The sequence below is a fragment of the uncultured Shewanella sp. genome, assembly GCF_947501225.1.
In the GTDB taxonomy this organism is placed as follows: domain Bacteria; phylum Pseudomonadota; class Gammaproteobacteria; order Enterobacterales; family Shewanellaceae; genus Shewanella.
In genome coordinates this window covers 701,294-727,226 of sequence record NZ_CANMUW010000001.1, presented here as the reverse complement: position 1 = coordinate 727,226, position 25,933 = coordinate 701,294, and the positions used below count along the sequence as shown (strand labels likewise).

17 protein-coding genes are annotated in these 25,933 nt (G+C 47.7%); 5 read left to right on the top strand and 12 right to left on the bottom strand.

What is annotated here, in order from left to right; translation table 11 throughout:
• Positions 1 to 53: 53 nt before the first annotated feature.
• From Q1B47_RS02985 to fabB, 4 genes are all read right to left on the bottom strand, one after another.
• A complete protein-coding gene (locus Q1B47_RS02985; RefSeq protein WP_299788385.1) occupies positions 54 to 3,110 on the bottom strand; it encodes a FimV/HubP family polar landmark protein in 3,057 nt (1,018 codons plus the stop codon).
• Positions 3,111 to 3,323: 213 nt separating this feature from the next.
• Positions 3,324 to 4,340: an aspartate-semialdehyde dehydrogenase gene (locus Q1B47_RS02980; protein ID WP_299788382.1), complete on the bottom strand. Its 1,017-nt coding sequence runs from the start codon at positions 4,338 to 4,340 to the stop codon at positions 3,324 to 3,326.
• A gap of 2 nt (positions 4,341 to 4,342) precedes the next feature.
• Positions 4,343 to 5,506, bottom strand: a complete 1,164-nt coding sequence (locus Q1B47_RS02975) for a 4-phosphoerythronate dehydrogenase (protein ID WP_299788790.1) — start codon at positions 5,504 to 5,506, stop codon at positions 4,343 to 4,345.
• Between the two features lie 500 nt (positions 5,507 to 6,006).
• Entirely contained in the window at positions 6,007 to 7,218 is a 1,212-nt protein-coding gene (fabB, locus tag Q1B47_RS02970) for a beta-ketoacyl-ACP synthase I (RefSeq protein ID WP_299788378.1), read from the bottom strand.
• Positions 7,219 to 7,379: 161 nt separating this feature from the next.
• Between fabB and mnmC the strand changes: the two genes are divergently transcribed.
• Positions 7,380 to 9,437 carry an FAD-dependent 5-carboxymethylaminomethyl-2-thiouridine(34) oxidoreductase MnmC gene (gene mnmC / locus Q1B47_RS02965; protein ID WP_299788373.1) on the top strand — a complete coding sequence of 686 codons (2,058 nt, stop codon included), beginning with the start codon at positions 7,380 to 7,382 and terminating at the stop codon, positions 9,435 to 9,437.
• Between the two features lie 79 nt (positions 9,438 to 9,516).
• Here the strand turns inward: mnmC and Q1B47_RS02960 are convergent, their stop codons facing one another.
• The 6 genes from Q1B47_RS02960 to prmB all read right to left on the bottom strand — a co-directional run bounded on the left by Q1B47_RS02960 (position 9,517) and on the right by prmB (position 15,395).
• Positions 9,517 to 10,065, bottom strand: a complete 549-nt coding sequence (locus tag Q1B47_RS02960; RefSeq protein ID WP_299788370.1) for an RNA methyltransferase — start codon at positions 10,063 to 10,065, stop codon at positions 9,517 to 9,519.
• 139 nt (positions 10,066 to 10,204) lie between these two features.
• Positions 10,205 to 10,474: a YfcL family protein gene (locus Q1B47_RS02955; RefSeq protein WP_299788367.1), complete on the bottom strand. Its 270-nt coding sequence runs from the start codon at positions 10,472 to 10,474 to the stop codon at positions 10,205 to 10,207.
• 63 nt (positions 10,475 to 10,537) lie between these two features.
• Entirely contained in the window at positions 10,538 to 11,662 is a 1,125-nt protein-coding gene (locus tag Q1B47_RS02950) for an ATP-NAD kinase family protein (RefSeq protein WP_299788364.1), read from the bottom strand.
• An 80-nt stretch (positions 11,663 to 11,742) separates the two neighbouring features.
• Positions 11,743 to 12,900, bottom strand: a complete 1,158-nt coding sequence (locus Q1B47_RS02945; RefSeq protein WP_299788361.1) for an MFS transporter — start codon at positions 12,898 to 12,900, stop codon at positions 11,743 to 11,745.
• 214 nt (positions 12,901 to 13,114) lie between these two features.
• Positions 13,115 to 14,209: a chorismate synthase gene (gene aroC / locus Q1B47_RS02940; protein ID WP_299788358.1), complete on the bottom strand. Its 1,095-nt coding sequence runs from the start codon at positions 14,207 to 14,209 to the stop codon at positions 13,115 to 13,117.
• A 241-nt stretch (positions 14,210 to 14,450) separates the two neighbouring features.
• Positions 14,451 to 15,395 (bottom strand): 50S ribosomal protein L3 N(5)-glutamine methyltransferase, encoded by a 945-nt coding sequence (gene prmB, locus Q1B47_RS02935; protein ID WP_299788355.1) that lies wholly within the window; start codon positions 15,393 to 15,395, stop codon positions 14,451 to 14,453.
• A gap of 191 nt (positions 15,396 to 15,586) precedes the next feature.
• Here prmB and smrB point away from each other — a divergent pair, with 191 nt between their 5' ends.
• Complete coding sequence (smrB, locus tag Q1B47_RS02930) at positions 15,587 to 16,117, top strand: endonuclease SmrB (protein WP_299788352.1); 531 nt, start codon at positions 15,587 to 15,589, stop codon at positions 16,115 to 16,117.
• 319 nt (positions 16,118 to 16,436) lie between these two features.
• Here the strand turns inward: smrB and sixA are convergent, their stop codons facing one another.
• Complete coding sequence (gene sixA / locus Q1B47_RS02925; protein ID WP_299788349.1) at positions 16,437 to 16,907, bottom strand: phosphohistidine phosphatase SixA; 471 nt, start codon at positions 16,905 to 16,907, stop codon at positions 16,437 to 16,439.
• 215 nt (positions 16,908 to 17,122) lie between these two features.
• On the opposite strand from sixA, the gene Q1B47_RS02920 reads away from it, so the two are divergent.
• The 3 genes from Q1B47_RS02920 to Q1B47_RS02910 all read left to right on the top strand — a co-directional run bounded on the left by Q1B47_RS02920 (position 17,123) and on the right by Q1B47_RS02910 (position 25,290).
• On the top strand, positions 17,123 to 19,912 hold the full coding sequence (locus Q1B47_RS02920; protein ID WP_299788346.1) for an insulinase family protein: 2,790 nt from the start codon (positions 17,123 to 17,125) through the stop codon (positions 19,910 to 19,912).
• A 401-nt stretch (positions 19,913 to 20,313) separates the two neighbouring features.
• Positions 20,314 to 24,624: an EAL domain-containing protein gene (locus tag Q1B47_RS02915; RefSeq protein ID WP_299788343.1), complete on the top strand. Its 4,311-nt coding sequence runs from the start codon at positions 20,314 to 20,316 to the stop codon at positions 24,622 to 24,624.
• Positions 24,625 to 24,768: 144 nt separating this feature from the next.
• Positions 24,769 to 25,290: a hypothetical protein gene (locus tag Q1B47_RS02910; protein WP_299788340.1), complete on the top strand. Its 522-nt coding sequence runs from the start codon at positions 24,769 to 24,771 to the stop codon at positions 25,288 to 25,290.
• Positions 25,291 to 25,530: 240 nt separating this feature from the next.
• Here Q1B47_RS02910 and Q1B47_RS02905 read toward each other — a convergent pair whose 3' ends face one another.
• The gene (locus Q1B47_RS02905) at positions 25,531 to 25,752 is read right to left on the bottom strand and encodes a hypothetical protein (RefSeq protein ID WP_299788335.1); all 222 of its coding nucleotides are present in this window, start codon (positions 25,750 to 25,752) and stop codon (positions 25,531 to 25,533) included.
• Positions 25,753 to 25,933 lie beyond the last annotated feature (181 nt).

Sequence of the window (25,933 nt, the reverse complement as noted above, 5' to 3'; positions counted from 1 at the left end):
GTCACACAATAAAAAACGGCGCTTAACGCGCCGTTTTTTATTGTGGATTCCCATTACTCCAAGGTTTTGATCAGGCTATCAGCCTCACTCTGCTGCCTCTCATTGCCATCGAGCTGGACCTCTTTGAGCAGGGCTTTGGCACTGTCGGTATCATCAATCTCAATATAGGCACGAGCCAGATCCAGTTTGGCGTTGACTGAGTTTTCCTCATCATCGACATCGACCATAGAGGCATTACCCATCAGGCTGTCGAGCTCTCCCATATCGACATCGAGCTCTTTATATTGATCCGTCTCGGCCACATCCTCATCGGCTTCGTTGAGTAGACGATCAATATCGATGAAGCCGTTATCACTCTGGAAACTGGTCAGATCATGCTCGTCCACCTCTACTGCTGGTGATGCCTTCTTCTCATCGGCATCCAATGCTGCCAGCGCCTCATCGACGGTTAACTTATCTTCAACCGCATCCGTTTGTGCATCTGCAATACCAGTCGGGGCGGCATCTTTTTCACCGAAGCCTAGAGAACCATCCCACTCTAAGCTATTGTCCTCAACCTTCTTACTACCCTTTAGATCATCAAACATACCGCTGCCTCCCTTCGAAGCAACCGGATCCACCTTCGATTTCTTGTCTACCGATTCTAAATCGGCTAACAAGGCATCGAGCGCTTCATCTTTACCCGTCGCCGTTTCAGGCTTACTCTTAGCCTCTTCTTCAACGGGTTCGGCCTCGAAGCCGGATCCGATATCGTCCCTGCTCATATCGAAATCGGCAAGCAGTGAATCTAATTCATCTTCCTCGGTTTTCTCATCAGCAGCTTCGGCCTCTGTCACTAGCTCATCCACAGGCTTTGACTCAGGCGCAACTTCAACCTCCGGCATATCTAAATCGGCCACAGCCTCATCGGATTGATCCTGTTTAGGTTCAATTTCTGCTTCGGGTGCATCGAAGCCTGCCAGCAATGAGTCTAAATCCTCCTCACTGGCCTCTTCATTCAGACTTTCTTCACTCTCCAGCTCCGCCGCTATCTCATCGGAGAGATCCTGTTTGACTTCCGGCTCCGCTTCAGCCTCGGGCGCATCGAAACCTGCCAGCAGTGAGTCTAAGTCCTCCTCGCTGACCTTCTCATCCAGATTATCGGCTTCCAACTCGGCCGCTATCTCATCGGTGAGATCCTGTTTGACTTCCGGTTCCGCTTCAGCCTCGGGCGCATCGAAACCTGCCAGCAGTGAGTCTAAGTCCTCCTCGCTGACCTTCTCATTGAGACTTTCGTCGCTCTCCAGCTCGGCCGCTATCTCATCGGTGAGATCCTGTTTGACTTCCGGCTCAGCTTCAGCCTGGGGCGCATCGAAACCTGCCAGCAGCGAGTCTAAGTCCTCCTCGCTGACCTTCTCATTGAGACTTTCGTCGCTCTCCAGCTCGGCCGCTATCTCATCGGTGAGATCCTGTTTGACTTCCGGCTCAGCTTCAGCCTGGGGCGCATCGAAACCTGCCAGCAGCGAGTCTAAGTCCTCCTCGCTGACCTTCTCATCCAGATTATCGGCTTCCAACTCGGCCGCAATCTCATCAGTGAGATCGGGTTCTGTACCCAGCTCAGTTTCATCCACCTCAGGTTCAGCAGTTTCAAAATCCGCAAGCAGAGAATCCAGATCCTCTTCAGCCACATTCTCGGTCGCCGTATCTTCGCTGAGCTCGGTCGCTATCTCATCACTGAGATCGGTTTCAACTTTCTGTGTGGGCTCATCGAGGTCAGCTAACAGAGAATCAAGGTCATCTGCAGATACAATTTCACTGTTGTCCTGGCTCTCACTCTCAGCCGGCGCGCTCTTTTCATCGAAACCGGCAAGCAGAGAGTCCAGATCCTCTTCATCGGTACCGGCTTCGGCTTTCGCCTCCTCTTCATCCTGCTCACCCATGGCTTCAGCCCAAAGATCGTCCAGCGACTGCCCCTCATCTTCGGCGCCCTCATCTTCGGAAGCAGTGTCACCGCTATCGACGAACATATCCGCCCCCTCAGACATGTCGACCTCAGGTTGCAGCTCACTCGTGTCGATGTTCATCAAGGAGTCGATAGATTCATCTTCGTCGGTATCCAGGTGTACGGCCATCGCCTCATCACCCGTTTCAAGGGTTTCAGGAGGCGACGTTGGCTCTGGCGCTGCGGATTCAGAGGCTTGCTCTTCCTTCTCCTGACTCTCTTCGCCCTCATTGCGACGGCGTTTGAGGAATAACCAGAACAGCACAAGTACTAACAGCGCAGGAATGGCAGCGCCTAAGATCAGCAGCAGTGGGTTCCCCATTAGATTCCGCCACAGATCCGAATCCTCCTCCGGCACGGGCTGCTGCAGGGCGGCGACCTGGTTCTTTAACATCTCGACTTCGGCATTTAACGATTCATTGCGCTGCTTACTTATCTGAAGCTCCTCCTCCAGAATCGCGATCTGTTCATTTAACTCATCGATTTTATTTTGAAGTGAGTCTGCATCGCTGCTGCCGATATTTAATTGATCTTCGGCTCTGGCTAACTCATCGGTCAGCTGCAGTGCCTTGGCCTCGGCGGCTTCAAGCTTAGCGGTCAAGGCTTCGAGCTCGGCGCTGTCCGGGGTTGCGGGTGCTGTCACAGCCGAAGGGGTGGGTTCTGTAGCCGGCTTAGCTGTTTCGGGCGCCGTTTCAGGAAGTGTTACCGGCTTAGGTTGTGGGGTGGCTGCCGTCGCCTTTCTCCACCCGGCATCGTCACGGGCGGCGCGTTCCTTTGCCATACTCTTGGGAATCGCCAGCATCACAGCTTTAGATGGGATGAGCAGTATCATCCCTCTCTCCAGGCTATTGTAGTTAGCACTTGAGAATGCATGGGGGTTGGCATCATAAATAGCCGCCATGACCTGATAGATATCGACACTGTTATCGGGCCTGACTTTCTGCGCAATGCTCCAGAAGGTATCAGATGAGCGGGTCGGTCCATATTGCCGATTCGTTTCCCTCACTTCACCATCGGGTCCGGTGATCTTCAGAGGGTCAGCGGCATGGGCCAGATGGAGCGGATTAGCAGAAAAAACGAGTAGAGCTGAGGCCATCAGACCGACGAGATACGAAGTGCGAAAGTTCATTAATTCTTCCCTTTCAAGCGCAATGGTGCTGCCTTCAAACAGCATAGCTTTAGGCATTTGTATTTATTGAGATTACTATAAACCAGAAATCACAGGTCTGCTACTGTTCACAATTCAAAAACAAGTGCTAAAACAAAAAAAGCCTGCAATATGCAGGCTTTTTCGTCTAATTGGGCCAGTTTTCGATTAAATAGCCACTAATTCTGACCTTGTTTAATAGTAATCACGGATTAACACTTCGGCAATCTGAATACTGTTTAGCGCGGCACCTTTCCTAATATTATCAGAGACAACCCAAAGGTTAATGCCATTCTCGTGAGAGATATCTTTGCGGATGCGGCCCACAAAAACCGGATCCGTTCCGGCCGCTTCGGTCACAGCCGTCGGATACTCCTCATCAGACTCAAATAGTTCGACACCGGCCGCACCACGCAACACAGACTTAACATCTTCGGCATCGACAGGCTGCAGTGTCTCAAGGTGAACCGCCTCAGAGTGGCCATGGAAAACCGGAACACGAACCGCAGTCGGGTTAACGACGATATTGTCATCACCGAAGATCTTCTGGGTTTCCCAGACCATCTTCATCTCCTCTTTGGTGTACCCGTTATCCATAAACTTATCGATCTGCGGCAGGGCGTTGAAGGCGATCTGTTTCGGATAAGCCTTTGGCTCTACCGGAAGCCCCTGAAGTAACTTGGCGCACTGACTCGCTAACTCTTCGATAGCCTGTTTACCCGAGCCTGAAACCGACTGATAGGTCGCGACGTTGATCCGTGAGATCCCATAGGCATCATAGATAGGTTTAAGTGCTACCAGCATCTGAATGGTTGAGCAGTTAGGATTAGCGATAATATTTCTGTTACGGAAATCTGCAATCGCCTCAGGGTTTACCTCAGGTATCACTAACGGGATATCGATCTCATATCGAAAGTGAGAGGTATTATCGATAACCACGCAGCCATTTTCGGCCGCTATCGGCGCCCACTTGGCAGAAACATCACCACCGGCAGAGAAGAAACCCAGCTGAGCCTGTGACCAGTCAAAGGTATCAACATCAAGAATTTCTACCTGTTTACCGTGGAAGGTGACCGTATCACCAGCGCTACGGCTACTGGCTAGAGGGTATAAATTTGCAACGGGAAAATTGCGCTCTTCGAGGATCTCGATCATGGTTTGACCGACTGCGCCCGATGCACCTAAAACGACAACATTAAATTCTTGTGACATAATTACCGACCAACTCCTGAAAATCCTAATTTGAACAACCAATCTACCTCAGATTGCCCCGCTGTTGCTAGCTTTAACGCACTAAATTCGCGCCTATGCTTGTGATTTTTTCTCATGAGGTCAAACCCATTGTTATTAGCGGAATTTTTACCCACTTTTATTGCAGAATCATCAAGCATGATTTTTCTGAACAACTCATCGTCATCTCGAAGGTCATAGACAAAACGGGATAACTGCAGTAACGCCTTCTCAGAAACCAGTTCATCGAATGACACCTGCTGTGACCAGAGCCCGGGCAGCAAAGTACTCATCGACTTATCGGCATCGATCCCCAGCACCGCCGTCAGCTTCTGATATAACATATAGGTGCCACGTGCCTTCCCTTCCAAACTGTAACCCGCAATGTGTGGCGTCGCTATCTCGACAAGTGGCACCAGCTCAAGCATAGGGTCGGGTTCACCTTCCCATACATCGATCACGAGTTTGATATCCGGCCTCAACCCCTTAACTTTTATCAGGGCGCGGTTATCTATGACCTCCCCTCTGCAGCAGTTAAGCAGCCACACATTCGACTTCAAGCCTTGCAGCCTCTGCTCATCGAACAGGTACCAGGTCTTATGCTCCCCCTCACGGGTCAGGGGAACATGTAAGCTGATCACATCTGCACGACTGGTGAGCTCATCGAGCGAAACAAACTCACGGGGATCATTGGCTTCGATGAGCGGATCGTTAAGCAGCACCTCGACGCCATAAGCCTCGAGACACTTAGCCACCGCCGAGCCGGTGTTTCCCGCACCGACTATACCTACGACCTTGCCTTTAAGCCCGGTATCGAAACGTCTGGCCAGCTCCAGCATGGCAATGAAGGCAAACTCGCCCACCGCAGTGGCATTACAGCCCGGCGCATTGGTAAAGGGGATCCCCTGGCTGGCAAGATAGGCCTGGTCGATATGATCGGTACCTATGGTGGCACTGCCGACAAACTTAAGTTTGCTGTTGAGGGATAATAGTGCCTGATCGACCTTAGTCACCGAACGCACCAGGAGTACATCGGCGTCTTTAACCTGCTGCGGGGTTAATGTACGGCCATTAACGGCTTCAATCGTACCAAGATCACCAAAGAGCTGCTGCACATATGGCATGTTTTCATCGGCGAGGATCTTCATCATGAGTCTATAAATGTCCTGAATAGTATGAAGGCGCATTCTAGCAAGACGACTACGGCTTGAGAATCACCTTCGAATGGAGGTGAATTACAAATTCTGTTTAGGTCATGCTCAAACTACCCGCCAAAATGCAGATAGGTAAACAACGGACACTAAGCCCATCTGCATCCATGGACTCTTTTCATAAGAGGGGCATAACTGTTTATTACAAGAAAGCCAGACACAAAGCCCACCTATATCCATCCTTGGACTCTTTCTACAAGAGGGGGCATAACTATTTATTACAAGAAGGCCAGACACAAAGCCCACCAATATCCATCCTTGGACTCTTTCTACAAGAGGGGGCATAACTGTTTACTACAAGAAGGCCAGACACAAAGCCCATCTAAACCCATCCATGGTAGATGGGCATAAGTGTTCCAGACACAAAAAAGGGAGCCTAAGCTCCCTTTCTACATCGTAACGGCGACTAGCCAGTTTGCATAACCTGCAAACGGAAGTTACTTATACTTGCTCATAACCAGAGTGGCATTGGTACCACCGAAACCGAAGCTGTTACTCATAACAGTATTCAGTTCAGCATCACGATACTCGGTCACAACCGGCATGCCTTCAGCTTTCTCATCCAGGTTATCGATATTGATGCTAGGTGCGATGAAGTTATTCTCCATCATGATAAGGCTGTAGATAGCCTCGTGTGCACCAGCCGCACCCAGCGCATGACCTGTAAGAGACTTGGTCGATGCAATAGCTGGCAGCTTCTCGCCGAAGGTTTCACGCAGGGCTTCAAGCTCACGCATATCACCGACCGGCGTCGATGTACCGTGTGTGTTGATGTAATCGACCTGTGTATCGACATCGGCAAGGGCCATCTGCATACAACGCACCGCGCCTTCACCCGATGGCGCTACCATGTCATAGCCATCCGAGGATGCGCCATAACCGACGACTTCGGCGTAGATCTTGGCACCACGCGCTAACGCATGCTCAAGTTCTTCGACAACAAGAATGCCGCCGCCACCTGAGATAACGAAACCGTCACGGTCTGCATCATAGGTACGTGATGCCTTTTCAGGAGTATCATTGTACTTAGTCGATAGAGCGCCCATGGCGTCGAAGCCCATAGTCAGGGTCCAATCAACCTCTTCAGACCCACCGGCAAAGACCATATCCTGTTTACCCATCTGAATAAGTTCGACCGCATGGCCTATACAGTGAGCACTGGTTGCACAGGCCGAACTGATCGAGTAGTTCATGCCCTTAATCTTAAACGGTGTTGCTAAGCAAGCACTGGATGTGCTCGACATGATACGCGGCACTATGTATGGGCCAACGCGTTTAACACCCTTTTCACGTAACGTGTCGGCAGCCTGAACCTGGTTAGCCGATGACGCACCACCGGTACCGGCAATGATGCCGACACGGGGGTTAGAGTACTGCTCTTCGGTCAGGCCGGCATCTTCGATGGCTTCAGCCATCGCGATATAGGCATAAGCCGCTGCATTACCCATAAAACGCAGTGCTTTACGGTCAATGTGTTCTTTAGGATCCAGTTTGATGTCGCCCCAGACATGGCTGCGAAGCTTCATTTCCTCAAACTGATCTGAATGAGTAATACCACTGCGGCCAGCTTTTAGTGACTCAGTGACTTCTTGCTTGTTGTTACCAATACTTGAAACTACGCCAAGTCCGGTGATCACGACTCTTTTCATTATTCCTATCCATTCTGTACGTCTAGTACCAATTTGCTGCCGCTATAGTATCGCTTTTAATGCAATTAAGTGGTCAGCTTTCCATAAAGACGGGTAAAATAATGCCTAATATGAGACATAGAGTAAATTCATTGACTGAAGAACGTGAAGAAAATATGCAAATGAGTAAGTTAACTGGTCATTTATCCTCAGTTTTCACCCTTTTCACAGCAAAAAACGATGTAGAGCAGACACTGGCTCTGGGTCAACTTGGCTTAGGCAGTCCCGGCTCTTTACTCTCAATATGGCAAAATTCGCGCAAGATCTGCCCTTTGGGGCGTGTAAACCTTAAAGTTTTCGAAACCGATTTCGATGCAATATCCGACTTCAACCACCAATTAACTGAACTTGTCGCCCAAGAATCACCACAATCCACACTCGGCCGGGGGGAAATGGCAGCAGCGCTGCTCAAGCGGGATATCCTCGCCATCGAGGGATGTCAGCGGCTGATCTTCGACGATGGCAGATTCATACTCGATATCTACTTAGGTGACATTCTCGGCCAGCTTAAGGGCATATTGACACCTAACGTCATGGAACAGGGTATCGATGATAGGGCTGACCATAGTGCGCTTATCGCCCATTGGGGCATAACTGAAAAAATTAATGGGGCGACACTCAGCGAAGCCATGCTCTGGCAGATGGGCAGATTAAGCCGCGATAATGCAACGCTAGGCTACGATGCTCCCGGGGTCGAGTGGAAGGATCAGAGCGCCGCTTTAGTGCGCCGCGTCGGTCTGCGGCTCATAGAAGCCACAGCTGGGGAGTTTCGACAACAGGCCGAGATTGAATATCAGGATAACAGGCGTGATGATATCCCGCTGCAGGAGCGGCGCACACTCAGAAATGCCCAATCGAACCGTCTCAGGTACTGCCCGGTTACCTCTGCCGCAGAGGGTGAAATCGCCATTATCGGCGGCGGTGTTGCCAGCACACACCTGGCACTCTCGTTAGCGCAGCGAAACAGAAAGGTGCGGCTGTTTTGCTGCGATTCAGACTTTGCTCAGCAGGCTTCCGGAAACAAACAGGGCGCGGTTTACCCGCTTCTCACACCCGATAACGGCCATTTGAGTCACTACTTTCAGCAGGGATTCCTTTTCACCCGTCGCCGGCTGCAGGAGCTGGTCGATGATGACTTTCATGTGTCATATGATTTTTGCGGCGTAGTGCAGACAGGTTTCGATATCCGCAGCAGCGCACGGCTTGACAAGATCATCAAGGGACAGAGCTGGAACAGCAAGGTGGCCAGCCCGATAGATGCAGGCTCGGCCACGCAACTGGCCGGTATCGATATCGATAAATCCGGTATCCATTACCCTCTGGGAGGCTGGATATGCCCTCATGAATTTACCCGCGCCGCTTTCGAAAAGGCGGCGCAGATAAGCGATGTCAGTGTAGAGTTCAATACCGACATCAAACGCATAGAGCAGAGGGAGGGGCTCTGGTATCTGTACAAAAGCCTCGATGACCAACCCAGCGGCCTTACGGATATTGATGAAGCTCAAGAGCGAACCATGGAGATGGGCCCCTTTGCCAACCTGGTTCTGGCCAATGGTCAGGGACTCACTCAGTTCAGGCAGAGTGAAAAACTCCCGGCAACCGGATTTCGCGGTCAGGTCAGCCATATCCCTTCACGAAATGAGCTGAGTAAACTCAGCACAGTGCTCTGTTCCCACGGATACCTCACACCGGGCAATAACAGGTTCCACTGCACCGGTGCCAGCTATGTAAAAAATCCTGATAACCTGGATTACAGCGCCAGCGAGCAGATTGAAAACCTGCAAAAGATAAAGCATAGCTATGTCGACAAGCCCTGGCTGGAAGATATCGATATTACCGGACACAGTGCGCGAGTCGGCGTTCGCATGGTCACCCGGGATCACGCACCTATGATGGGATGTGCTCCCGACACCGAGTCGATGTTGAGGTTATATGAGCGACATCAACATACCAAGGCAAGTATTAAATTCTGGAAAGAGACCCCCGCCCCGACTCATAAGGGACTCTTTATTCTCGGAGGCTTGGGCTCGAGAGGGATCACATCGGGGCCCCTGGCGGCAGAGGCGCTGGCGGCACAACTATGTGGCGAGATCATGCCATTGAGTGTCGCGATGCTCGAGATGCTTAACCCCAACCGGTTCTGGATGAGAAAACTTATCAAGGGGAAGGCACTCCAGTAGAGGATGCTGTAGCAGTGCGCAGACAGATAAAAATAACCCCGGCACTTCACCGTATATAGTAAGAGCCGGGGATTCGTTATCAGCCTACGCTTAACTGTCTCACCTTCCTTTTAACTTTGACCCGGTTATTGGTATCGCGGCTTGACCTTATCAGTTCATCACAGGCTATGGTCTGAGAGGATTTTGATAACCTGTCATACAGCAAGACATTGACCGATGCGGCCAGGTTCATGCAGCCGACAGTGGGCACATAAACCACGGCATCGGCTCTGTTGATCACCTGCTGACTTATGGTGCCATCCTCGGGCCCGAAGAGATAGATAGCCTTCTCAGGGTGCTCAAATTCCGGAAGAGGTGTCGCTCCCTCCACCAGATCGACACACACAATCTTGACGTCATCCGCGCAACTGTCTACCAGGGATTCCACCCCTGTCAGCGGGATCTGCTGACCCGCTCCTTTAGTATCGGTATTATATTGCGCCGTACCATTACTCGCGGCTAACGGGTACCGCTTGCCGGTGTAGAATACTTCATCGACACTATAACAACCCGCGGCACGCATTATTCCACCGACGTTAGTGGGGCTCTTGGGGTTGACTAAACCGATACTGACATAACTTTGTTTCATTTTACTACTCAAACATAAGGAGCCGGCTTTCCGCTATCTCCGGTGAGTTTTTAAGACCCTCATCTGTGCCAAGTGATACTCAGCACACCGAGTGACGGGATGATTAAGGGGCAGACAAGATATCTGCCCGATGTAGTCGCTAAGCCTTGATGATTTCGCTCAACTCTGACCAGGCTTGTTCAACCAGCTCATAATCCCGGTCATCTAACTCCTCTCTTGCCAAGACGAGACACGCTTGCATCTTTTCATTAAGCGCATCGAAGCCCTGCTCCTCCTCAAGCTCCAGTTGAGACAGGACAACCGCAAAATGCCCCTGAAGATAACCGCTGGCAAAGAGTGCATCATCATCACCCTGCTCTACTATGTTCGAGATCCAGTTCTCTGACGCCAGCTCATACTTCTCTAACATACCCACTCCACTCTTTTAGCGTAATTTTTGTTTAAAACAATCTATTCTTTGAACAGTTATGACTCATTCAAAATCCGGATTCGCGACCTGATACATCACATAGTCATGGTAACCTGTGATAACCCGGTAATAGCCGCACAACTGTCGATCTAATTCAGGGTCGCCACTATCCACAATTAATGGCCTGCCTTCAAGTGCTTTTAACTTAGTTTTTGTCGCCAGAATGATAATATTCTCTTTACCGAGCCGTTTGATTAACTCGGGGGACAGCTGTTGATTGCCTCTGCCCAGGATATGCCCCTGTCCGCCAATCAAAGTGATCACTAACTTAGTGGGCAACTCGTCTGTCATTTCGATAAGCTGAGCGGCGGTCAGATCTGAACCCAAAAGCTGCTGAGACTGGACAAGATCCACACCCAGCAAGGTGTTATCCAGGTTGAGTTCGGTCATAACGGCCGCAACCGTACTACCCGACCCCATGATAAAAAGCTCCTCATCCATGCTCTCGATCACCTCGGCAGCAATATCGGCGAGCACAAGTTCACTGCTCTCAATTCCGCCCATCTTAACGGCCTGAACATATCTGGGTTCAGCAGGCACAAGCATTTCACCAAAACGGCGCGCCTTAACTTGTCCCTCCCTAAAAGCCACCTCGTCGATATCCATCACATCGGCGTCCATCAGGCTAACCAGTTCGCCGTCGAGCAACATTTTTACCACCATGCCCGATGCATGAGGAGTGATGCCATAAACCCCGGAATGGATTTTCACACCGGCAGGCACCCCTAAGACGGGCATATTGTCATGCGCTATGGCAAAAACATCACGCGCCGTGCCATCGCCACCGGCAAACAGCAGTAGATCCAGAGTTTCATCGAGTAACACCTTAACGACTGCCTGAGTATCTTCGGCCTGCGTCTCGTCACTCACCTCATGCACGACCCTGACATGAAAGCCCATCTCCAGCGCCAAGGCTTCACCCATGGGGCCTGAAGCCGTGATGATTTCAACCTGATCCCGATAGGGTAAGATCACCTCCAATGCTTGCTGCATCCTCAGGTGTGCCCTAGGTTTGGCTCCCTTGGCGAGCGCCTCTTTGGCCACACCATCACTGCCTTTAAGCGCAACACTTCCACCCAGACCCGCCAATGGGTTGATAATTAAACCTAAACGAAACCGACTTGCCATTACTTATCCTTGTACAAATAGGATTAACACGCGCTATATCTGCGCTCAATTTAAGCGTTTACTCACCGCCGCCTGCACACTTATTGCTTAGCTTTTTCCGGGATAAAAAAGATGGCCGCCATGGCGAGGAATGCACAGATAGCCGCGATCACCCAGGCCAGAGAAGCACCACTGCCATCGCCCCAGATCATACCACAAAGCCAGGTACCTAACGCCCCGCCGACACCAAAACTTAAACTGGCATACAGCGCCTGCCCCTTGCTTCGATGGCTGATATCGAAGTAGCCATGCACAAATTGTATGGAGGCCGCATGCACCAAGCCAAAAGTAAACGCATGCAGGAGCTGGCTTAGCCCAAGCAACAGGAAGTTTTCGACACAATAAGCCATCAATAACCAACGAACGCCGGTGAACCCAAGGCTGACGATCAATAATCTGTTAACCCCGAAACGTCCCAGAAACCTGGGAGCCAACATGAACATAAGGATCTCGGCTAAAACGCCGAAGGCGACATAGATGCCCGCGACAGCCTCACTGTAACCGGACTGCTTTAGGTAGAGTACGAAGAAGCCATAGAAAGGTCCTGCACTCATCTGCAACAAAATGGCAGAGACCAGGAACCAGAAGATAGCCCGGTCTATTCTTAGTTTGGTTTTTCCGCTCCGCTGTTTTACCACTACCCTATCTGACGGCAAAGGCAAAGCACTGATCAATAGCCCGACAAAGAGCAACATACCGATATAGGGCAGAATCTCGGTTCCCCACCAACTGATGGCAAAACCGACACTGACGACAAATACCAGATAACCTAAGCTGCCGAAGCTACGAATAGAGCCATATCGCGTGGTATTCTCACCTAAGGTCTCCAGCGTTATCACCTCGAGCTGGGCTAAGATAGCATTCCAGAAAAATGTATAGATACAGAGGCTGATGGCCAGATAAGTAAAGCTGCCATCATAGAAGAAGCTCAAATAACTGACGGCTGCGGCTGCGGCCCCCCATTTAACCAGCTGGGCACGCATGCCCGTCCTGTCGGCCACCATGGCCCAGATATTCGGCGCTATGATACGAGTGGCCATCAAGATAGCCAGCAAGAAACCTATCTCCTGAGGGTTAAAGCCCCGGTTCTCAAAGAAGACACCAAGGTATGGCACCATAACTCCAAGAATGGCAAAGAAGAAAAAATAACAGGCGCTGATCCAGCGCAGCTGTGTGCTAATGCAGGAAGACTGATTCATTGATTTTATTTTAAATATTGAGGGCGACAGTATTGTATACCAATCGGTATGAAGATGTGATCGCTCAGCAAAAAATTAACGCTTCAAGGCAAGCTCATCGATTGCGCTCCACCTATGGTCCCATGGATTACTCCTTATCTCAGATGTAGAAAAGGCGCAAAATGCGCCTTTTCTAATTAGGGAGTCTCAACCTGAGAACTGAAGTATAGCGCGCTTATCGCATCCCTATCTTCGGTGTCTGGCTGTTTACATCCATATTCTGAGCCCTGTGGCGTAACAGGTGATCCATTAAAACGATTGCCAGCATGGCCTCGGCGATAGGGACAGCACGTATTCCGACACAAGGATCGTGACGACCTTTGGTCACAACTTCGGCCACATCGCCCTGCGCCGTCATGCCCTCTCCCGGAATGCTGATACTTGAAGTTGGTTTCATCGCGATATGGGCTACGATAGGTTGGCCGGAAGAGATCCCGCCTAAGATGCCGCCGGCATGGTTAGAGGCAAAGCCTTCGGGTGACATCAGATCTCTGTGCTCTGACCCCTTCTGATTCACCACCTCAAAACCGTCGCCAATCTCGACACCCTTGACGGCATTAATTCCCATCAGGGCATGGGCAATTTCGGCATCCAGCCTGTCAAAGACCGGCTCTCCAAGCCCGACGGGAACCCCCGTTGCAACAACGCTCACCTTAGCGCCGATAGAGTCACCACTCTTTTTGAGATCGCGCATATATTCATCCAGGGCATCGAGTTTTGATGCATCCGGAAAAAAGAAAGCGTTTTGTTCGATTTGAGAAAAATCGATCTGCTCCGCCTTTATGGGGCCCAGTTGCGAAAGGTAGCCGTTGATTTCGATGCCATGAACCTGTTTAAGATATTTTTTAGCCACCGCGCCTGCTGCAACACGCATCGCCGTTTCACGCGCCGAAGAGCGTCCACCACCGCGATAGTCGCGCAGACCATACTTCTGCTGATAGGTATAATCGGCGTGACCCGGACGGAAAAGGTCTTTAATGTTCGAGTAATCTTTGCTGCGTTGATCGGTATTTTCGATCATCAAACCGATGGAGGTACCTGTGGTTTTTCCTTCGAAGATCCCCGAGAGAACGCGAACTTCATCGGGCTCTCGTCTGGCGGTGGTATAGCGAGAGGTTCCCGGACGTCGTCGGTCGAGATCGTGCTGCATATCGGCTTCATTGAGTTCCAGCCCCGGAGGACAGCCATCAATAATACAACCTAATGCTTTACCATGGCTTTCACCAAATGTTGTTACCACAAAATTCTGACCAATGCTGTTTCCCGACATCCGATTTCTTTACCCTTTGCTAGTTATTAAATTACTCAAATTTGATACACCGCTTGAGATTAGCCCATATGAGAGCGGAATTACAGAGATAAAAAAAGCTAACTGATGCGTTAGCTTTTTTAATCACCGCCAATATTGCTGCCGGTATCGGGTACGCCCTCTAAAGAGGGTTAAACTCAAGCCGCGATAAGCTATCCCTGAGTGTTCACACTTTGATGAGGCCTATTTACCGCCACCTCTATTATTCACTATCTTTATAGATGGCGAAAAGTGATTCATTTTCAACTAGCTGATCACGAGTTAAAACAAACACACCGTCTCCGCCATGCTCGAAGCTGACCCAGGTGAAAGGAACATCAGGGAACTGCTCGATAAGGTGCACCATAGAATTACCGACCTCAACCACCAGTAGACCCTCTTCGGTCAGATAGTCGGCGGCATTTGCCAGAATCCGCTTAGTCAGGTCCAGCCCGTCCCTTCCAGATGCTAATCCCAACTCGGGCTCATGGTGGTACTCATCAGGCATATCACCGATATCTTCGGCGTCTACATAGGGTGGGTTTGAGACGATAAGGTCATAATGAGGACCTTTAGGTATCGCCGAGAAGATGTCTGACTCGATAGGAAAGACTCTGTCCATAACTCCCAGGGACTCGACATTTATCTGAGCGACCTCGAGTGCATCGGCACTGATATCCAGAGCATCGACCTCGGCTTCATCAAACTCGTAAGCACAGGCGATAGCGATGCATGCACTCCCCGTACACAGGTCGAGTACACGATTAACTGGTTTGTTATATAGCCAAGGACTGAAGCGATTCGCTATCATCTCGGCAATCGGCGAGCGAGGAACCAAGACACGCTCATCGACATAAAACTCCAAACCCGCAAACATCGCTTTATTTGTGAGATAAGGAACGGGTAAACGCTCTCTGACCCTGCGAATAATCAGCTCTACGATCTTATGCTTCTCTGAGCTGGTAAGGTTTGAGTGTATTACCTGCTGTCCTATATCTTCAGGCAAGTGTAAGGCATGAAAAACAAGGGCAATCGCCTCATCCCACGCATTATCGGTTCCATGACCATAATAAATATTGGCATCGTTAAAACGACTCACAGCCCAGCGCAACATGTCACCGACCGTACGCAGTTCAGTCACAGCTTCATCTACAAAAATCTTATCCAAAACTCACTCCAGCATGATAATTCCGCTTCATTGTAACTGAACTCTATTCATATGGCATCGGATTCAATAAAATAGAGAGGAATAGATATAATTTAACTCGTAAGATAGTTGCGAAAAGATAAGTGCGAATAGTTGCCAGATCAAACGCGGCTACGCCGCTCAAATAGACAGTTAAGACCAATAATTGAGATATGAAGAAAAAAAACACCAGCGAAGATCAAGCGCTTTTTTCGACACTAACTGAAGGGATAAAACCCTTAAAGCAGGATAAGCGACATTTTCGGGCGCCTTCAAAAGATAAAAAACAGATAGAAGAAAAAGAGCAGCAGCTACACGCAGATAGTTATTTTTCTGACACCTATCAACCCCACCTTCCCGACGAGGGGGCTATGCGTTGGAGTCGTGACGATGTAGACAGCTTCGAAGTGAAGCGGCTACGCCGTGGTGACTATCAACCGGATCTGCTGCTCGACCTTCATGGCATGAGGCAATCTGAAGCAAAACTTGAGCTTGCAGCGTTGATTCAGGCCTGTATCAAACAGCAGTGCCACTGCTGCTGTGTAATGCATGGTCACGGAACCGGGATCCTTAAACAAAATATTCCAATGTGGTTAGCCCAGCACCCTCATGTGCTGGCGTTTCATAAGGCCCCCAAAGAGTGGGGAGGCGATGCAGCGCTTTTGGTGTTGATCGATATCGGTGATGTGCCCTACAGAAGATAAGAAAGCTCACTCAATATACAACAGGGAAATTAAGGTTGAGCTTTCTGGTTTCAGCACTCTGAAAGCTCCCTACTCATGTCATTCTAAACTTGTTTCAGAGTCCGATCTAAAAAAGCTAACTCATGAAGCCAAGGTCGATGATAGTGCATTTAGCACTTCCACCTCCAATACCTCACAAATATATGGAGATTGACTTTGAAGCGTGTGGAACACTTATGACACTCGCGCCAGCAAAAAATTCGCGGCTAAAGCCGCTTTTCTCACCCCAGGAATTACGCCCGCAGCCCGCAGCCCACAGCCCACAGCCCACAGCCCAAGACTAACTTACCGTGTGCGGATTGTGTTGCCAAACCAGTGATGCCTGCTCTGCATGCTTATCGATCAAGGTTATCCCTGACGTCGCAAACAGAGGCGGCTCCACTCCTGCCACTAGCTCACTGACCATGTAACCCAGCAACGGCATGTGAGCAATCACTAACACCTTATCGGCCTTATACTGCTCAGCATAGGCTAAGGTGAGATCGGCTGCGGTAGCAGGATCACCGGATGGGACCAGTTCATCGAGTACCAGCCACTTTCGGGGCTCCGGGAAGTGTTTACTCACTTCCTGCCAGCTCTGTTGAGCTCTCAGATAGGGGCTGACCAGAACAAGGTCAAACTCCATGACCGATTTCACCAACCAGTTACTCATCAATGAGGTGTGGTAACGTCCGGTCTCGGTCAGTACTCGCTCTCTATCGGAATGAGCAAGATAACCAGCTTCACCATGTCGCATTAAAAATAGCTGCATACTACTCTCGCTACTCGATTTTTCTTATCTCTTATACGCCAATTGTAGCCTTAAACACCGTTGGGACAAACCAAAATTAAGTTATTAATTGGTCGAATAGACGCAGAGATATTTGCCAAAGCGAAATAAGGAGACCAATATGTAGCAATAAGTCTCGTATAAACTTGTTCTCATTGTGAATTAGATAGCCATAGAAAATGTACCGGAGCCTCTAGTTGCCAGAATCTTTGCAAATTATTAAAAGCCCCAATGATCACCGTCTATACCGACACCTGGTATTGGACAACGGCTTATCGGTCCTTCTTGTCGAAGATAAACTGGCCAGTCAGGCTGCGGCATCCATGGCTGTTAACGTTGGCCACTTTGACGACCCTGTTTCCAGACCCGGAATGGCACACTTTCTCGAACATATGCTATTTCTTGGTACAGAGAAGTTTTCTGAGTCTGGTGAATACCATGCCTTTATCAATCAACACGGCGGCAGTAACAATGCCTGGACCGGCACAGAGCAAACCAATTTTTTCTTTGGCATCAACGCCGAGGTGTTCGAGGAGTCTCTGGATAGGTTTAGCCAGTTTTTTATTGCGCCACTGTTCAGCTTAGAGTTGGTCGATCGTGAGCGACATGCCATCGAGTCCGAATTCAGCCTGAAACTCAAAGATGATATCCGCCGCACTTACCAGGTACAGAAGGAAACCGTTAATCCGGCGCATCCTTTTTCAAAATTCTCGGTAGGAAATCTTGAAACCCTCAGTGGAGATGAGTCGGCTCTCAGAGATGAACTACTCGAATTTTATCATTCCCATTACAGTGCTAACTTGATGGCCCTGTGTCTCGTAGCCCCCCTTCCTCTTACAGAGTTAGCGGCTTTAGCAAAAAAATATTTCACAGGCGTTAAGAATCATAATCTGATTAAACACCATCCGGAGGTTCCGATATATCAAACGGAACAGCTACAATCTCAAATCAATATTGTTCCTCTTAAGGAGCAGAAACGGGTGGCTATCACGTTCAGTCTACCTGCTATCGACCCATATTATAAACACAAGCCCTTGACCTTTATCAGCCATCTGCTGGGTTATGAAGGCAATGGCAGCCTACTCTCCTACCTAAAAGATCAAGGGCTGGCGGTCAACTTATCGGCCGGAGGAGGTGTTAACGGTTACAACTTCAAAGATTACAATATCAGCATCCAGCTCACCGAAAAGGGTGTGACAAATCTGGATACCGTAATTGAATCAACTTTCGAGTACATTGAGCTTATCAAGACTAAAGGGATGCAGGAGTGGCGCTATCAGGAGCGCGCCAACTTGTTAAAGCTAGCCTTTAAATATCAGGAACAGATTAAGACACTGGATCTTGCCAGCCACCTCAGCATCAATATGCACCACTATGATGTCGAAGATCTTGTTTTCGGTGACTATAAGATGGAGGGGCTTAATGTTTCTGAGACTCTGAAACTGCTGAATATGATGAGTCCGTCGAACATGCGTATTCAACTCATCTCCTCAGAGCTCGACACCACCCATCAGGCCGCCTGGTATCACACGCCATATCAGATGACTCCCATCGACGTTGATAAGGTAAAGCAGTGGAGTCAGCCCCGGATCCGGCCGGAGCTTTCATTACCCAATGCAAACCCATTTATCATCTCTGACTCTGTCCCCAGAACAGATAAGAGTTCGAACAAGGTGCCTGTTATAGTTTGTCAGGAGAAAGGTTATCGTATCTGGCATAGAAAAGATGATGAATTTAATGTTCCTAAGGGGCACCTGTACCTGTCACTGGATTCGATTCAGGCGGCATCATCCCCCAGAAATGCTGCGTTAACCCGACTCTATGTTGAGATGCTGCTCGATTACCTGACCGAGTTTACCTATCAGGCAGAAGTCGCAGGACTGAGCTATAACATCTATCCTCATCAGGGAGGGATCACTCTGCACCTCACCGGTTTTACCGGCAAACAGGAGGTGTTATTGGCTCTATTGATAGAGAAAGCCAGAGAGCGAAACTTTACCCAGGATAGATTTACGCTGATCAAGCGTCAAATATTAAGGAGCTGGTATAATCAGGCCAGAGCCAAACCAATTTCGCAGATCTTTACCAGCCTTACGGTGACACTTCAAAAGCGCAGTTACGAACCCTCGCGCATGGCTGAGGAACTTGAGTCGATCACGCTCGAAGATCTGCACGAACATGTAAGAAGCTTCTATGAAAAGATCCATCTGGAGGGGCTTGTATATGGTGACTGGCTTGAGAGTGAAGCTCAATCATTAGGTAAACGACTGGACCACATCCTCTCTCTGGTCTCCTCTCCAAGCATAGAGTCTGAACGTGAACTGGTTAACCTCGCAGGCCATGGCACCATGATGAGGGAACTTGACGTTTCTCATCAAGACAGCAGTATCATAGTTTATTATCAATCCGATGCAGCTTCAGCCGAGCAGATGGCCCTGTTCAGTCTGTTAAACCACACTATGTCTTCAACTTTCTTCCATGAGTTGCGCACTAAGAGACAGCTGGGTTATATGGTTGGCACCGGGTACCTGCCTTTGAACAGATACCCGGGAATGATCTTTTATATTCAATCGCCTACATCTGGGCCTAGACAGCTTCTGGAAGCGATCGACGAGTTTATTGCCGATTTCAACTATGCAGTTATGCAGATAACAAACGAGCAGTGGGAACACACTAAACAGGGGCTGGTCAATCAAGTGATGGAGCTTGATCCGAACCTTAAGACTCGGGGGCAAAGATACTGGTCAAGCATTGGGAACAAGGATTACCAGTTCAATCAAAGAGAGCTTGTGGTTCAAGAGGTCGTTAAGTTGACACGATCAGATCTCATCAAGTTTATGATGAAGAGGATGAGAACCAAACACTGCGATAGGCTCGTGCTGTTCACAACTGGTGACAGTCACGGCAACCTTGAACCCTTAACCTCAGATAATATGATCACTGACTTACGCAGTTTTAAACAAAATGCAATTAAATTCAGTTACTAACCTCTGAGTATACGACTGTAAAACGCATCTTTGGTGGCAGGGATGCTCACCATAAACTCAATGACGAACCGTAGCGCTACATTCACGCGGCTCGTCAGAATTACAAAGCTGGTAGATTCTGCTCTTTAAGCTTGTTTCTTCCCTCAATAATCAGGCATATAAAATATAAGATTATCGAAGCGAGGTTGAAATCAGTCAAAAGCACTAGCCAAACTGGTATTCACCTCCGTTTCACGAGGTATATGAAATACAATCAGAACAAAATATGAGGAAACAATAAAAACAGCAATAATTATCAGCTGTTAAATGGCCTGAACTTTTGACAAACGGATCAGTTTCTGAAAAAGTGAGGTTAAACACCTGTTGCCTAAGCATTACCGGCTAATAATCAATCTAAAAATATGCCAAATTCTCTTATGAAAATTATCATCACTCTCCTGCTGACCCTCTGCATTTTTGGTCAGGCTAAAGGAAAAGAAATTGCTTCAAATACATTAGTCAATGCTTTAAAGCTTGAACAGCCTTCCACTCTCGTTAATGCCCAAACCTACGGTGTTCTAGATGGTTTATCTCAAAGTAATATAACATCATTAGTAGAAGATAATGATGGCTTCGTATGGATAGGAACCGTTAACGGATTAAACCGGTTTGACGGACAAGAGTTTACCCATTACTTTCCTTCAGCAAATGGCCTCGCTAGCTCATTCATACGAAGTCTTCTTATCAGTAAAAGTGGTAAATTACTCGTTGGTACAGATGAAGGTTTAGCAGTTTATAATAAAGAGCTTGACAATTTCAAAAGAATAAATATTGGTGAGAAGGCGCAAAAAAATCCTATTTGGTCAATAGATGAAATGAATGACCATTTCATAATTGGAACTGAAACTGAAGTTTTTATTACAAGTAGCGATTTTACACATATAAAAACTTTTACCGGACCATTCAATGGTGTAAAGAAAATCGTTTCTTTAAACGATGACATATTTATAAGAAACTACATTGGTGAGGTAATAAAGTTATCATCTCCATTACAAACATACCATACAAATACCAACGATATAATAAAGACAGGAAATAGCTTAGTAGCATTGACTAACGAAGGAGTTTTTAACTTAATAACAGGTCTAAAAGTTAGCAATGGGATATACAGCAGTATATCGAAAACAGAATCAGGATTTGTGGCTCTAGGAGGAGAAAACTTACACTCTCTTTCGGCCAGTTTTGCAGAGCTAGAAACTGGAAAAATAAAAATTGACAAGTACAACCCTAATATGTCTGCCATATACAGGGGGAGTAAAGCAACCTATATCTCAAATCAAAACTCTGGATTAATTTCCGTTGGGGATCATAGTAATATTATTACCACACCAAAACTTACTAATGAAAGCGTATGGTCAATCAATGTTACAAGTTCAGAAAATCTAATTATAGCAACTAGTGATAAGGATATTAAAGTATACGATAAGGACTACCGAGAATTATCAAGTTACGACTCAGAAGTTACGGGTCCTAAATCAGCTATTGAGCTACAAAACCTAATTTTTGTTGCAACAGACAAAGGTCTGTTTTACATAGATGTTCTAACAAAAGAAAAAACAATGATTAGTGATGAATCTTTTTTTGTTATAAATAAAGATAATGACTCTAATTTTATAATAGCTGGCACGTCAAAAGGTGACTTACTAAAGTATGACATAGAGAAAAAGTCAACACAAAAAATTGCTATCGACCCAAACAACCCAATATTTGACATTAAACAATATAAAGATTCATTTATTATTGCAAGCCAAGGTGGGATGTTTTTGCTCAAAGGCGAAACCGTCAACCCAATATACAAAGAGCAATTTGTAGTAAGCTTGTTTGTAGATCAAGATAAAATAATATTTGGAACAAACACATCACTTTTATCTTACGACTTCATCACTACAAAAATCGAACAACTATACTCAAACAACAAGCCAATTTTTTCAATACTTGTGAATGGTAACTATATACTAGGAGCCTCAACTAAAGAAGTGGTTACAATCGACAAGAGAACAAGAAACACTGTCGCTCTAACCAAAGATTTTGGTAGCCTTGACGAATACAACGTACACTCAATTGAGAGCATAAATGATAAAGTATTCATGGGTGGAATATCAGGTCTTAGTACCATATCAACTAATAGCTTAGACAATTACCTAAGTAATAGTCTTCCACCCAAAGCGAACTTGAATGACTTACTTATTTTTAACGTAAAAGAAAACACAGCTGGAACGATTTTAAATAGTCAGCTATTTTTAACTGATAAAATAAAGTTGAAGTACTCTGACTACCCATTTACCCTAACATTTAATAGCCCTGGAAGTGCTTTAAAAAATATCAATTATGCATATCAGATGAATGGGCTTTCTGATGTTTGGATTGAATCCAAAGGAATAAACTCTGCAACCTACACTAACTTATCGCCGGGTGAATACCAATTCACAGTCTATGCAATAGATCCTCTAACCAGAAAATCTGGGCCTCATAAAACTATAACAATCGAGATTACTCCACCTTGGTGGCTCGCCAAGGAAGCTAAATTTATCTACTTCATATTAGCGCTACTCATTTCTGGTGCAATCGTAAAAGCGATCCTTAGGCGCCGGGAGGTTCAGAACCAGATAGTCAAGTCTGAAGAGCGCTTAAAACTATCGCTCTGGGGCAGTGGCGATGAGATGTGGGACTGGGATATTGAAACCGGTCAGATCTACCGCTCTAACATCTGGGGATCACTGGAGTTCCCCAGAGACGGTCAACGTTCGGGCGAACACGGTGAAGAGAGCAATATCCACCCTATGGATCAGGAGCGTGTCAGCAGTGCTCTCAATAACCACTTCTATGGCAAAACCGACCATTTCGAGGCCGCCTACAGAGTAAAAGGCAAGTCAGATGAGTGGGTGTGGATTTTAGACAGAGCCAAGATCGTCGAACGTGATGAGAAAGACAATGCACTTCGAATGACAGGCACAATCAAAAATATCAATAACTTTAAGCATGCCGAAGAGCAACTGCGCCTGTTCGAACGCGCCATCGCCAACATATCCGAAGGCATGTTTATTCTGGACAGTGATTTCTGCTTTGTCGAGGTCAACGAGGCGTGTTGCGAACTGTCTATGAAACACAGAGATCAATTTATAGGAAAGCAGTTAAATTTCGACCTCTACCCGGATAGTTATTCTGAGCAGATCCGCTCGATCCTGCATCAGCAAGGCAGCTGGAGTAACGACGTCGAATCCGCCAAGGGAGACGGCAGCAGCTTCTTAATGGAGTTGACCGTCGATGCTATCTATGATGAGCAAGGCCACCTGTCACATTACGTCGGTGTATTCTCTGATATCTCCAGACGTAAACAGCAGGAGGAGGAGCTGAGAAAGCTGACAAATAACGACTTACTGACCAACTTACCTAACCGTTCGAGTCTTATGGTCACCCTAGGCAACCTGGTCAAGCGTGACTCCCACCATACCTTGATGGTGCTGGACTTGGATAACTTCAAGAAGATCAATGACTCGCTAGGCCATCAATTTGGTGATGAGTTATTGATAAAAGTGGCTAAACGTATCGAGGATACCGTCCCCTATCACACCAGCATCTACCGTTTAGGCGGAGATGAGTTTGCCATATTAGTCGATAACAACCCGGATATAGGCTCAAGCGCGGTTATCGCTAACAATGTCATCGACGCTTTTGTTACACCGTTCGAACTAAGTTCGGACAAGGTTGTCGTTGGCATGAGTATAGGTATCGTGCTCTACCCGGAAGACGATCAAAATGAACAAGCTCTGCTGCGTAAAGCCGATATCGCCATGTATCATGCCAAATCCGGCGGCGGCAATCGTTACCAGTTCTATTCAGAGTCACTTAACCGCAACGCCATTCGCCAACTTGAAGTTGAAAACCTGATCCGTGAAGGCTTACGTGATGATCTGTTCGAGGTGTACTACCAACCCAAAATTGACCTCAAGTCCGGCAAGATGGCCGGCATGGAAGCTTTAATTCGTCTGAACCATCCTGAACAGGGGCTGATCCCCCCGAGTGAGTTTATTCCGCTTGCAGAGGAGAACGGTCTAATCGTCGAAATCGGTGATCTGGTGATGAAGAAAGCCTGCTTCGCGGCACAAAAATGGCGGAGTCAAGGAATCTTCGATGGGCGGGTAGCCGTCAATTTATCATCATATCAGTTCGCCCTACCCGACCTTCAACAGCGAATAGAGTCAATTTTACGTCTAACTCAGCTACCTGCTGCCAACTTAGAGCTGGAAATCACCGAGGGGACCGTCATAAAACAGCCGGAGAAGGCCATTAAGGTGATGCAGCAGCTTGCTAAGATGGGCGTAAGCCTGGCATTAGACGATTTTGGTACCGGATACTCCTCCCTTTCTTATCTCAAGCGTTTCCCAATCCACACGCTTAAGATAGATAAAGCCTTCGTAGACGATATCGATAAATCCGACAGAGATCTTAAGATGGTCGATTCGATCATCACCATAGCCCACAACATGGGGCTATCTGTCGTCGGTGAAGGTGTAGAGGAAGCGTCGCAGCTGAGTATACTAAAAGCCCTAAAATGCGAAGAGATACAAGGCTTTATATTCAGCAAGGCGGTAACTGAGTCTAAGTTTACCGAACTGCTGCGCAAAGAGTTTATCGAGCCGGACTCAGTGCAGAAAAACTCTGAAGCAATATAAGAAAAACATTTCCTCAATAAAAAACGTGAGAAAATAAAAAGATGGCATAACAACTGCAACAACTCTCTCAAGTGTCAAAAAAAATGACAGACCTACTAACCAGGCACATCAGACGGATGTGCCGGAACTTGAGAGAAGAATAAAATGATTAAAGTATTAGCGACGACTATTGCACTTGTATTATCGACATCTACAATGGCATCTGAACAACACGAATCAGACGCTAATCTTCGATTATCAACTATTTCTGAATCTCAGGATATCCGAGTAGCAGGCTACCCAAATATCAAGTTCAAGCCCGTTGAGCTGGCTGGCTATCCGAACATCAAGTTCAAGCCCGTTGAGCTGGCTGGTTATCCAAACATCAAGTTCAAGCCCGTTGAGCTGGCTGGTTATCCGAACATCAAGTTCAAGCCCGTTGAGCTGGCTGGTTATCCGAACATCAAGTTCAAGCCCGTAGAGCTGGCTGGTTATCCAAACATCAAGTTCAAGCCCGTTGAGTTGGCTGGTTACCCAAACATCAAGTTCAAACCCGTTGAGCTGGCTGGTTATCCGAACATCAAGTTCAAGCCCCTTGAGCTGGCTGGTTACCCAAATATCAAGTTCAAACCCGTTGAGCTGGCTGGTTACCCAAATATCAAATTCATCAACTCAGAAATTGCTTAAGGTTTAAGGAGAATAACTATGTTTGATTCAATCAAAAAAGCACTAGGCCTGACCCAAAAACCTGAGCGTAAGAAGGTTCAGCTACCTGAAGGATTAGATCACCTTGAAGTGATCTCTGCAAAGGTTTGGTGGAACTAAGACAGAGTCAGCAGTCAAAAACAGAAAAGGAGCCCGGTGGCTCCTTTTTTTGATCTTGCCATCTTCTCAGCTGCTTCGCTCAGCTTCTGATTAAGGTCAACGCTATAGCTGGATTGTGCTTGCCCCTCTGCCCGAGGCACGTTTCATGGCAAACCGTTTATGGGTGTTAAATAGTGGGTAGCCTATCGGGCCCAAGACGAGTCCAATCATGGTCCATCGCTTTACTCCCAGCCCAGCCTGAAAGGCCAGACTTCCCATCACGATGCCCGAGATAGCACATACCAGAGTAACGACAAAAACCGCTTCATTTACCGTGAAAAACATCAATTATCTACAACCTCGACTTCAACCACCGCTACAACTTACAAGGAATAAGTCGCACGCATAAAAACAATCGTAATACTGACAGCCACTATCTAAATATGACGAGTAGATGGATAGTATGGGAACGTTATTGTACAGAACCATGAATGGAATGCGAACAAAAAACAGGCAGAAAATTTCC